General features: G+C 44.7%; 9 protein-coding genes and 1 pseudogene. 1 reads left to right on the forward strand and 9 read right to left on the reverse strand.

Translation table 11 applies throughout. The annotated features are described in order from the left end of the window. The 7 genes and pseudogenes from recA to DW793_RS01320 all read right to left on the reverse strand — a co-directional run bounded on the left by recA (nt 1) and on the right by DW793_RS01320 (nt 8,245). Nucleotides 1-1,250, reverse strand: a pseudogene (gene recA / locus DW793_RS01290) (recombinase RecA). A 114-nt stretch (nt 1,251-1,364) separates the two neighbouring features. Continuing rightward, entirely contained in the window at nt 1,365-2,186 is an 822-nt protein-coding gene (gene prmC, locus DW793_RS01295; protein ID WP_118156840.1) for a peptide chain release factor N(5)-glutamine methyltransferase, read from the reverse strand. After that, complete coding sequence (locus tag DW793_RS01300) at nt 2,180-3,142, reverse strand: DUF1385 domain-containing protein (protein ID WP_118156841.1); 963 nt, start codon at nt 3,140-3,142, stop codon at nt 2,180-2,182. The genes prmC and DW793_RS01300 overlap by 7 nt, the downstream gene beginning before the upstream one ends. A gap of 29 nt (nt 3,143-3,171) precedes the next feature. Next, on the reverse strand, nt 3,172-4,677 hold the full coding sequence (locus DW793_RS01305; RefSeq protein ID WP_118156842.1) for a sensor histidine kinase: 1,506 nt from the start codon (nt 4,675-4,677) through the stop codon (nt 3,172-3,174). Nucleotides 4,678-4,711: 34 nt separating this feature from the next. Continuing rightward, nucleotides 4,712-5,416, reverse strand: a complete 705-nt coding sequence (locus tag DW793_RS01310; protein ID WP_022287063.1) for a response regulator transcription factor — start codon at nt 5,414-5,416, stop codon at nt 4,712-4,714. Nucleotides 5,417-5,437: 21 nt separating this feature from the next. Beyond that, nucleotides 5,438-6,772, reverse strand: coding sequence for a hypothetical protein (locus DW793_RS01315; protein ID WP_252969602.1), 1,335 nt, complete (start codon nt 6,770-6,772; stop codon nt 5,438-5,440). Between the two features lie 126 nt (nt 6,773-6,898). Beyond that, a complete protein-coding gene (locus tag DW793_RS01320; RefSeq protein WP_117893295.1) occupies nt 6,899-8,245 on the reverse strand; it encodes a citrate/2-methylcitrate synthase in 1,347 nt (448 codons plus the stop codon). A gap of 212 nt (nt 8,246-8,457) precedes the next feature. On the opposite strand from DW793_RS01320, the gene spoIID reads away from it, so the two are divergent. Beyond that, nucleotides 8,458-9,444, forward strand: a complete 987-nt coding sequence (spoIID, locus tag DW793_RS01325) for a stage II sporulation protein D (RefSeq protein WP_118156843.1) — start codon at nt 8,458-8,460, stop codon at nt 9,442-9,444. Here spoIID and DW793_RS01330 read toward each other — a convergent pair. Together DW793_RS01330 and DW793_RS01335 are read right to left on the reverse strand one after the other, a co-directional pair. Further along, nucleotides 9,419-9,748 carry a cupin domain-containing protein gene (locus DW793_RS01330; protein ID WP_118156844.1) on the reverse strand — a complete coding sequence of 110 codons (330 nt, stop codon included), beginning with the start codon at nt 9,746-9,748 and terminating at the stop codon, nt 9,419-9,421. The two genes, spoIID and DW793_RS01330, sit on opposite strands and share 26 nt — an antisense overlap. A 124-nt stretch (nt 9,749-9,872) precedes the next feature. Continuing rightward, the gene (locus tag DW793_RS01335; RefSeq protein ID WP_118156845.1) at nt 9,873-11,126 is read right to left on the reverse strand and encodes an NPXTG-anchored protein; all 1,254 of its coding nucleotides are present in this window, start codon (nt 11,124-11,126) and stop codon (nt 9,873-9,875) included. Between the last annotated feature and the right edge of the window lie 187 nt (nt 11,127-11,313).

An 11,313-nucleotide genomic window follows, 5' to 3' on the forward strand; every position in this document is an offset into this window, starting at 1 on the left:
TCAGTCACCAAGCTCGCTTATATCAACAGGAGCGAACTCTTCGAAGTCCTCCTCAGGCTTTGCCACAACAGACTTGTCGCTTGCCGCCTTGCGTATCTTCTTCTCAGGCTTGTCAGCAGCCATATCCTCATTTGCACTCTGAGCCGCCGCACCTGCGTTAGCCTTTTCTTCAAGCTTCTTGGCCTTTTTATCTTTCTGCGCCGCAAGCACAAGCTCCGCCTGATGTTCCTTTATCTTGGCTTCTATCTCGCCCATGATGTCAGGATTGTTCAGCAGGAACTCCTTAGCGTTGTCACGTCCCTGACCAAGCTCATATCGTTGTAACTGAACCAAGCTCCGCCCTTCTTCACCACATCAAGATCGACCGCCATGTCAAGCACCTCGCCCACACGGGAGATGCCCTTGCCATACATGATATCGAACTCGCACTCCTTGAACGGCGGTGCTACCTTATTCTTTACCACCTTGCACTTTGTTCTGTTACCAATGACCTCAGAGCCGTTCTTTATCTGCTCTCCACGTCTGACCTCTATTCTTACAGAAGCGTAGAACTTCAAAGCACGTCCGCCCGGAGTAGTTTCAGGGTTTCCGTACATAACACCTATCTTCTCACGGACCTGATTGATAAATATAGCCGTTGTATTGGACTTTGCGATAACAGATGTGAGCTTTCTCATAGCCTGAGACATAAGTCTTGCAAGCTGGCCAACGTGAGTGTCGCCCATTTCGCCGTCTATCTCAGATTTTGTTACCATTGCCGCAACCGAGTCGATAACGATACAATCAACAGCGCCGGAACGAGCCAGAGCCTCGGCTATCTCCAAAGCCTGCTCACCACTGTCAGGCTGAGAAACAAGCATATTGTCGATATCAACGCCAAGCTGACCTGCATAAACAGGATCAAGAGCATGCTCAACGTCGATAAAAGCTACCTCGCCGCCCATTTTCTGCGTTTCTGCGATAACATGAAGTGCGACCGTTGTCTTACCTGATGACTCAGGCCCGTATATCTCGATGATCCTTCCTCTCGGCACTCCTCCAATACCAAGCGCCATATCAAGGGTCATTGAGCCTGTGGGTATAGCCTCGATATCCATAGCCTTAGCCTCGCCAAGCTTCATGATCGCACCCTTGCCGAACTGCTTTTCAATATATGCTATCGCTGTGTCAAGAGCCTTTTTCTTTTCCTCTGCGTCAGTTATTTTTACTACCGTCTTAACGGCTTCTTTTTTCTTCTTGTCTATCGCCATTTTATATGACCTCCCTATCTTATCGGTGTTTTATCCGTATCTATATCATAACACACTAACTGTCCGTTTGTCTGTACAGTAACCGCAATTTATCTATTTGTACAAATTTTCGTACTATTTTTCATAAAAGCCCGAAACACAGCGGTAAACACCGCACAAGTCTTTCCTGCATCTCACGTTCTTAAAGCCGTGCTGTATCATCAGCCGCATTACTTCGTCCTCCTGACCGATACCGATCTCAAAGAGCATAACGCCGCCGCTTTTAAGCTTTTTCTTCCACTTGCGAACTATCTCACGATAGAAGTCCAAGCCGTCCTCACCGCCGAAAAGAGCTTCCGCAGGCTCAAAAGAGACCTCACGCTGTAAAGCGTCCATGTCCTCTGTTGTGAGATAAGGGGGATTGCACACTATAAGGTCAGCCTCAGGCATATCCTCCACAAGCTTTTCGTCTGTAACGTCGCCCATGACTATCTCAGCACCCGAGCCGTTCAGACTTATATTCTCACGGAGATACTCTGCCGCCTTTTCAGACTTCTCCACACACACTGCCCGACCGCAGTCAAGCTTCCTTTCAAGGGTGATACCAATGCACCCCGAGCCTGAACAAAGGTCTATAACAGTAATATCTTTCTTATCCGCAAACATCTTCAAAGCCGTGTCAACAATAGTTTCCGTGTCCTGACGTGGTATCAGCACGCCCTCGCCCACCTTGAAAGGCAGACCATAAAACTCCCACTGTCCAAGGAGATACTGCAAAGGATAGCCATCACAGCGACGTGTGACAATGTCGCTTATACGCTTTTCCTGCTCAGAGGTGATATTCTCCCCCTCAGCCACATCTTCAAACACCCATGTGACCTCGCAAGCAGCGTTCTCACCAAGACCGCTTTCTTCAAGCAGTCCCACACATTTATCAAACAGTTCTTTCCTTACCATTTGTCATCTTCCTTATTTTCAGGTATACAAGCTCTCAGTGCCGCTATAGCACATTCTATCTGACTTTCATCAGGCTCGCTTGTAGTTATCCTCTGTATCCACAGACCCGGTGCAGATATTATCTTAGTGAAAATATTGTCATATCTTCCCGCTAGCCTTATAAGCTCGTAAGCAATACCCGTAACAATAGGCAGAAGTGCTATCTTTATAACAACTCTCAGCAAAATGCTTGCCCATGATACTCTGAATATTGTGTTTACAAAAATGCTTATGAACAGCACAAGGAAAATAAAGCTCGTTCCGCAGCGAGGGTGAAAACGTGTGTATTTCTTCACATTCTCCACCGTCAGCTCTTCTTCATGCTCATAGCAAGCGATAGTCTTGTGTTCAGCACCGTGATATTCATACGTACGCCTTATATCCTTAGTAAGAGCAGTCAAAGCCGTGTAGCCAATGAAAATAGCTATCTTCAAAATACCCTCGATAAGATTCTTTCCAAAAGCCGACAGGTCAACGAACTTGCTTATGAATTTAGACACCAGCGACGGCAGATACATAAACAGCAATATCGCCAGACCCACACCCAGCACCATAGATATCGCCGTGATGATAGGGCCAAGCTTGTCCCCAAGCTTATCGTCCAGCCACTGTTCAAACTTGGTCTGCTCCTCCTCATCGTCCTCCGTCATCTGCTTCTCAGCCGACCTTGTAAGGCACTTGTAGCCGTCTATAAGAGAAGTAAGGAAGCTGAAAATGCCTCTCACAAAAGGCGTTTTTCTGTACCAAGGCGTATCTTTTCCGCCTTTTATCGCCCACTCCTCCAGGTCTATGGTGCCGTCAGGCAGTCGACAAGCCATAGCCGCCTTGTCAATGCCACGCATCATAACGCCCTCGATAACAGCCTGTCCACCGATCTTTGACTTGAATTTTTCCTTGCTTTGTGCTTTACTGCTCATTTTCTTTCCTTTCAAGGCGGTGTGTGCGTCTACTGCACGTTGTCGTTGTTTTCGATAGGCTCAGAAGAAATAAGCTCCACGTCTACAGTTGCCTGATTGTCAGGCTTTTTCTTCTGCTCGATACAAGGGAGCGTTATCATCACTGTTGTACCTACTCCCTGCTCACTGTTTATCTCCAGCGTACCGCCATGCCGCTGAATGATCTCGTCTGCCACCGCAAGACCTATTCCTGAACCACGTCTTGTATGGTTCGCCTTAAAGAATTTCGTCTTGACTTTTGGCAGGTCTTCCTTTGATATTCCCATACCCGTGTCGGAAATGGAAATACATACCTCATTGTCCTCCTCATAAGCCTCCACCGATACAGTGTCGCCCTTGTTGGAGTATTTGATAGCGTTGTCCACAATATTTATGAATACCTGACGAAGCCTGTTCTTGTCGCCGTAAACAAACGGCAGCATTTTCGGCTCGTAGTAATTGAGTGTTATACCAAGCGCCTTTGCTCTCTCCTGATAGATAAGCACAGTTTCCCCAAGCTCCGCAAGAATATCTATAGTATCCATAATAAGCGTGAGTCTGTTGTCCTGTATCCTCGAAAAGTCAAGAAGCTCCTCGACCATTTGCGAAAGCCTCTCTGTCTCACTTGTGATGACCCTCATACCCTTCTTGAAGGTTTCCTTGTCCTCATACATACTGGTAACAGTTTCCGTCCAGCCCCTTATAGCGGTAAGCGGAGTTCTCAGCTCATGAGATACAGAGGATATGAACTCATTCTTCATCTGTTCTGTATTAGAAAGCTCCTGCGCCATGTAGTTGATAGAGTCGCAAAGTTCGCCAAGCTCGTCATTTCGTTTCTTTTCAAGACGTTCGCTGAAATCTCCTGTAGCATACCGCCTTGTTATGCTGTTTATGCTTCTTATAGGCAAAACAATAGATTTGATAAAAAACATTCCCGAGAAAAACATTAGCATTATGACAGCCACAACGATAGCCGTGATTATCATAGACATAATAAAGATCTGATGGTCGATATTTTTCATGGAAGACAACATTCTCAGTGCTTCATATTCGCTTCCCTTCGGGGATATGACTGACGTTATCGCCATGACCTTTTCCCCTGTTGACAGCTCATATATCTGTGTGCCTATTCCCGTGTCGGACTTCTTTGCGTCCTCATAATCGGTCATGTTGTCATTCTCCGAGGGAGAGAAGCCTGATGATGTAACATCGACCTCGCCGTCGGTCTTGATAGCCATAAGCTCTATCTTGTCTTTCTCGTCATAGCTTTCCACAAGGGAGCGTATCTGAGAATTATAGTTAGTCTGCTCGTCACCTGAAGCGTTCACTACCGCCGTGGTGACTATCTTCATTTTAGATGCAAGATACTGCCTTGTGGAGCTGTAGTAATAATTCCTCACCACCACGATAAGCAGTATTTCAAGCACCACAAGTATTCCCACGACCACCCCGAGATTGTTCCTCAGCCAGTGCTGTGTGATACTGAGTCTGCCGCTTTTTCTTTTTTTTCCGCTCAACTGATAAAAACTCCGTTCATCATGTTTTCACAGCTCAGTTAGAGCCGCCTGCCCACTTGTAGCCAAAGCCCCATATAGTAAGGATATACTTAGGATTAGAAGGCTCGTCCTCTATCTTCATTCTTATTCTTCTGATATTCACGTCCACTATCTTATCGTCGCCGTAATAGCTCTCGCCCCATATGTGATTGAGTATACTTGAACGGTCAAGTGCAGTATTCTGATTTTTGAAGAAATACTCCATTATCTGATACTCCACCTGCGTAAGGTCTATCTGCTCACCGTTCTTGAAAACAGTTCTGCTTTTAAGATTAAGCGTAAATGGACCTGAAACTATCTGTGAAGCCTCCTCAGGCTTAGAGCCTGAACGATTTACACGTCTGCAAACAGCGTCAACTCTTGCAATAAGCTCAGAAATAGAGAACGGCTTTGTGATATAATCATCAGCACCGCTCATAAGACATGATATCTTATCCATTTCCTGTGATTTTGCCGAAAGCATGATAATGCCGATAGTGTTGCTTTTCTCTCTTATCTTCTTGCACACCTGCATTCCGTCGATGCCGGGCATCATAATATCAAGCAGAGCAACGTCAAAACCGCCGTCCTTTTCGTCATAAGCTTTGAGAGCGTCCTCACCGCAGTTTACGTCAACTACCTCGTAACCGCTTCTTACAAGGTTTATGACCACAAATTCTCTAATTGAATCTTCGTCCTCGCAAACCAAAACTCTTTTCATTACATTTACTCCTCTCCAAGATCAGTTTATTATGTAAAAATTATTCTGAATTTCGTCAATAGTCGGTATGAGCTTTTCACGCCTGTCAAGAGGAAGCTTCACAAAATAATCAAGCTGACCCTTGCTGTCGATAAGCTCATATCCGTCAGAGATATAATCCTCCGAATCATTCTTTGAAGACACAGCGATACGCATTATCTCCTCGTTGCTCTCGTTTATATCTCCCGTGTATTTATAGAAAACAAGCTCGTTTGTGTCGCTGTCCTTTTTCACCGTAACAGAACTGTTCCAGCGTTTTGGGAACGTTACAAAATATCCGTCAGATATGGCATAATAGCCTGTGTATTTTGTTTTCAGATCATAAAAATCCTCGTAAACGCTCCATGTAGTCATATAGAGCATTTCGTCTGCCACAGCGTTTTCATAACCCACCATAGGCGAAGTTGACGGTATCTCCACATCACCATCGCCGTCCATGTCCTCACTGTAGTAGCCCGCTGGTCTTGTGCATAAAGGCAGCAGCTTTTCGCTTCTAAGCTGCATAGGATTTTGAAGTCCCGAATATCTGTAGTATATTATCTCCGTCTGCAATTTTCCGTCAGCAGTCAGTCCGTCAATAAAAATAGCACGCCTGCCGCTGTCAAGCATTCCCGTCTTTGATGACACATAAGAAGTCACATTATCGCACATATCAACGCTCTCGCCACGGGTTATTTCATTGTTTTTCATGTTAAGCATAGAAGCCTTTGCCGTCACCGCACCTGTATCATTATTGGTGCTTCTCTGAATGGTGATAAGCTCTATATAACCATCATTGTTTATATCCAAAGGCTCCAGCACCGAATAAGTATCAAGCGCCACACGCTTGAAATCTCCGTCGGTATAGCTGTATATCTCCATGGTCTTTTCATCATTAGTAAGATTTTGATATCCCACAAAAACGTCCGTCTGGTTATTGTTTCCCATAGGCGAGATAATGACCTGATCTATGTCAGTGCCTGCGCCTGCAAGCTCTTTCACAGAATACCACTTGCCTTTCTCGTCCTTGTCGAGAATGTTCACCCTCAAGCCGTCCTCCTCAGATCCGTTTGAAGTGTACTCATAGAAGACCATAGCCTCGTCCGTAGGCTCATCGTCGATATTTGCGATAACATAAGCCGAGCGGTATTCACCGTTTTTAGGATATTTCAGAGTTATATTGCTGCCCACGCTCTCGATAAGCGCCTGATGTATCTCGCTTTGCTCAGAGGTAAGCTTCGGGGCGTTTATAAGTCCCTCAACAGAAAAATTCAGTGCCGAACAGCCTGTCATAGTAAGACAAGAAAGACAAACAGCAGCCAATTTAAGATTTTTCAAGCGATCCCTCCTGATACACCAAACAAAAAAATAGAACCGGGCATATACCCGATTCTATTATATCATATACACAAAAATATTTCAAGCCTTTTTCTGCCCATTAGGAACAGGTAAAAATTATTTTGCTTATCTTTCGTCCAATGGGATATACTTCTTCTCACCTGAGATAGCCTTGTATGCAGGACGGATTATCCTCTTGCCTGTTACAAGCTCTTCAAATCTGTGTGCGCACCAGCCTGCCATTCTTGAAACGGCAAACATAGGAGTATAAAGATCCTCAGGAATACCCAGCATACTGTAAACAAAGCCCGAGTACATATCAACATTAGCGCACATCGCCTTGTCACTGCCCTTGATCTTCTTGAACAGCTCAGGAGTAAGTCTTTCCACCGCTTCAAGAAGCTTGTATTCTCTCTCAAACTCAGTGTTCTCAGCCATTTTCTTGGCATTCTCTCTGAGTATGACAGCTCTAGGGTCAGACAATGTGTAAACAGCGTGACCCATGCCATAAACAAGACCAGTGTGGTCAAAAGCTTCCTTGTTGAGTATCTTTGTAAGGAAATCAGCGATCTCGCCCTCGTCCTCCCAGTTCTGAACGTTGTCCTTTATGCACTGGTGCATTGCCGCCACCTTAAGGTTAGCACCGCCGTGACGTGGACCTTTCAGTGAACCGATAGCCGCAGAGTATGCAGAATAAGGATCCGTTCCGGAAGATGTAAGCACACGGCAGGCAAAAGTCGAGTTATTTCCTCCGCCATGCTCAGCGTGGAGCATAAGTAACAGATCAAGAATCTTAGCCTCTTCCTCAGTGAACTGTCTGTCCGGACGCAGTGCCGACAGTATCATCTCCGCAGTAGAATGTGTAGGTATCAGAGGGTGCATGAACAAGCTTTCACCGTCATAACAGCGTTTCTTTACCTGATAAGCCGAAACCATGATGTTAGGCAATTTAGAGATTATAGAGATAGCCGTAGCCATTTCATACTCAGGAGAACGGTTCTCAGGATTATCGTCATAAGAGTAAAGAGCCAGAATTGCTCTCGCCATCTTATTCATGATGTTCTTTGACGGAGCTTTAAGTATCATGTCCTCAAAGAAGTTGTCAGGGAGAGGTCTGTTTTCAGCCATCATTTCTCTGAACGCATCAAGCTCCACCCTGTTAGGCAGATCGCCCATGAGCAGCAGATACACTATCTCCTCATAGCCGAAACGTCCCTCTTTCTGAGCGTTAGTGACCAGATCATTTATGTTGTATCCACGGAAGATAAGCTGACCTTGAATAGGAGATTTCTCACCCTCGTTTACCACATATCCGTGTACGTTACAGATATTAGTAAGACCTGCCATAACACCTGTACCGTCAGAGTTTCTCAAGCCTCTTTTTACCACATATCTGTCATAAAGCTTAGGGTCAATAGTATTGTTTGCTATAAACTGTTCGCATAAAAGCGACCTTGCTGCATTATTTATCATTGAATAGATCATCTCGCTTTCAAGTAGATTATAAATATAAGTTATATTATACACCTTTTTCAGATTTTTGTCAAGTATTAAGATAACCTGTCAAATCAAAACCGCATATCTCCGCCATTTAAAAATTTGCAGTACAAAAATTCGCCCTGTATGAATATTTGCTCCACTGCATGAATATAATATAGTACCCCAAAAAAGAAAGGACAAACCATATGAAAGACCTGATACAGATAATGGCAGTATTTGCTGTTATCCTTATAATAATACCGACAATAGTATTTCTTCGCCCAAACGAGTCCGCATCGAAACCTGCATTTTCAGAAAAAGAAAAAATAGCCGTATATTTCACCGAAAACGGCAAGACCGAAGACTTCACCATTGAAGAATATATGATAGGCTCAGTGCTTGCACAAATGCCCGCGGACTTTGACGAAGAAGCCCTGAAAGCGCAAGCCGTCCTCGCCCATACCTACATATGCCGCCGACAGCTCTCCGAAGCCCAGTCGCCTACTCCCGCCTTAAAAGGCGCACTCATCAGCGATGACAGCACCCTCTACCAAAGCTTTTTTACCCTGAAAGCCGCCAAAGAATATTACGGAAACGACTATGAAAAAGCATACAAAAAGGTAAAGTCAGCCGTGCAGTCAGTGGAAAACGAAATACTTACCTATAAAGGCGAACCCATAATCGTCGCCTTCCACGCTGCTTCAAACGGTCATACCCAATCCGCCAAAAACGCATGGGGCGAGGATATCCCATATCTTCTGTCAGTAGACAGCTCCGCTGATAAAGACCTTGTCACCAAAGAATGTACCCAGACACTCACCGCCAAGGAATTTCAAGACAAGCTTCTTGACCGCTTCCCCGATATTAATTTCACTCCCCTCGCCAATGCTGATAGTTGGCTCAAAACAAAAACAGACGGCATAGGCTATGTAACGAACCTGACCGTCTGTGGCTATGAGATACAGCCAAACACCTTCTGCGATATCCTTAATATCTCCTCGCCATGTTTCGAGTTCACCTTTGCCAACACAAAATTCACTTTCACCTCTCACGGCTTCGGACACCTCGTAGGAATGAGCCAGTACGGTGCAAACGCCATGGCAGAAAAAGGCTCAGACTACAAAGCCATTTTGACCCACTATTTCACAGATACAAAGCTGCAAAAATCTACTGAGCTGGCACAACTGCAATAAACACAAGGTCGCTGTCGCCGTCATTGATAAAGCTATGCTCATGACCGTCGGGGCAGTAATGGAAATCTCCTGCCGACAGTCTTTCCTCACCGCCGTCATAAAGCATTTTGCCGCTGCCCTCAAGAACATATATCATCTCGCAGTTGCCCTCATGTCTGTGCAGACCGATAGAAGCCCCAGGCACAAGCCTGCCTTTCATCATCTTGTTCTTTCCGTCAGAATAAGCCCTGCTTGCAAAGCTTTTCTCGCCGCCCTTGAAATTCGGTGCAAGGCTCTCTTTAATATCATCAAAAAATATACGCATAAAAAACACCTCCGCAGTTTATAGATCAATTATACCACCACATCGATAAAAAAGCAACAAAAAAAGACCCGTCCCGAAAGACAGGTCTTTAATTATTCTAAGTAAGAATTATCTGAATTACGGATTACTTTCTCTTCTTAGTAGCAACTACAGCAGCACCAGCAAGTGCAACACCTACAGCAGCAAGAGCAGCAGCACCTGTGCTTGGGTTTGTGTTAGATGCGTTGTTAGCAGCCTTAGAAGATGTAGCAGCAGAGTTAGTCTTAGAGTCTGAAGAATCTACGAGAACACCCTTTGACTCGTCAGAATCTGTTGAATCAGCTGTTGACTCAGAAGAATCTGCTGGCTCAGCGTCACTCTTGTTGAGAACTACAACCTTCTTAACAGCCATCTTAACAGCAGGATCTTCGCCGTCTGTACCAGCGAGGTCTGTAGCAATGTCAAAGAACATATTATTTGCGTCCATTTCAAGAGCTGCAGGGAACTTAACGATAAATGTGTATGTGCCGTCAGCGTTTACTGTAACAGCAGGGTTGTTATCAGAAGCTTCCCAATAACCAATACCGTTCTCAATACCATTTGTGAAGCATGGATAAGCTGTGAAAGCGTCAGTTACATTTGAGATATCAACTGTAACAGCAATAGCGTCAGCACCTGCAAATACGCTCCAATCATCAACAAGGTTGAAATCAGCCTTGTGTGCATCGTCACACCATGGGTGCTTAATGTTGATTCTTACCTTATTACCGTCAGATGTAGACTTACCCTCACCGTTAAGTGTAACCTCAGTCTGCTTCTTGTATTCGCTAAGGTCAACAGTGTTTCCGCCCTGTGCCTTGTCAGACTCTACAACAAGGATAGGATTGCCGTCCTTGTCAAGAAGTGTGAACGCATTGAATGTGAAGTCCTTTGTAGACCAGTTCTGGAGCCATACCTGAGCATATGTATCTGTATCAGCAAATACAGGATCTGTTCCCTTCAGAACAAAATCATAAGAACCGTCAGCAGCCTTAACGCCTGTTACGTCCTTAGCACCCTCCTGGAATGACCACTCTTTTGAAGCCCAACCAGTTGACTCAGAGTTGTAACCAAGTCCACCGCCTATCCAGTCTCCAGCCTCGATCTTTGCAGCTGAGTCTGCACCAACTGTTACATTAACATCAATACCGCAAACATCTGAAAGCTTAACGTTTGTTCCTGTAAGAACACCTGTCTTTGTAACAACACCGTCATCGTCCTTCTCATCAATGAGAGAAACAGTACCTCCAGTGAGGTCTGCCTTAACAGTAGCTGTTTCATCAGCAAATGCTGCGAGTGACATCATTGATGCAGCAAGAGCAGCAGCTGACATACCAGCGAGAATCTTAGAGATTTTCATTTGTTTTTCCTCCATCTTTGTTAATAATTTTTAGATACATATTGAGCGATATCTCCTCAACATACATCTTGCCTATATTGTAACACACATTTACAAGTATTTCAATAAACGTTTTTCACAAATTAATCACATATCTTTAGCCATTTTTCACAAATTTGTATATTATTTTGCTATATATAGCCAAATA

Source organism: Ruminococcus sp. AM31-15AC (assembly GCF_003462045.1).
GTDB classification, from domain to species: Bacteria; Bacillota; Clostridia; order Oscillospirales; family Ruminococcaceae; genus Hominimerdicola; species Hominimerdicola aceti.

Excerpts from the sequence above, each read along its gene's own strand:
- DW793_RS01335 (WP_118156845.1), bottom strand. The coding sequence starts at position 11,126 with ATGAAAATCTCTAAGATTCTCGCTGGTATGTCAGCTGCTGCTCTTGCT.
- spoIID (WP_118156843.1), top strand. The coding sequence starts at position 8,458 with ATGAAAGACCTGATACAGATAATGGCAGTATTTGCTGTTATCCTTATA.
- DW793_RS01310 (WP_022287063.1), bottom strand. The coding sequence starts at position 5,416 with ATGAAAAGAGTTTTGGTTTGCGAGGACGAAGATTCAATTAGAGAATTT.
- prmC (WP_118156840.1), bottom strand. The coding sequence starts at position 2,186 with ATGGTAAGGAAAGAACTGTTTGATAAATGTGTGGGACTGCTTGAAGAA.
- DW793_RS01330 (WP_118156844.1), bottom strand. The coding sequence starts at position 9,748 with ATGCGTATATTTTTTGATGATATTAAAGAGAGCCTTGCACCGAATTTC.
- DW793_RS01300 (WP_118156841.1), bottom strand. The coding sequence starts at position 3,142 with ATGAGCAGTAAAGCACAAAGCAAGGAAAAATTCAAGTCAAAGATCGGT.
- DW793_RS01320 (WP_117893295.1), bottom strand. The coding sequence starts at position 8,245 with ATGATAAATAATGCAGCAAGGTCGCTTTTATGCGAACAGTTTATAGCA.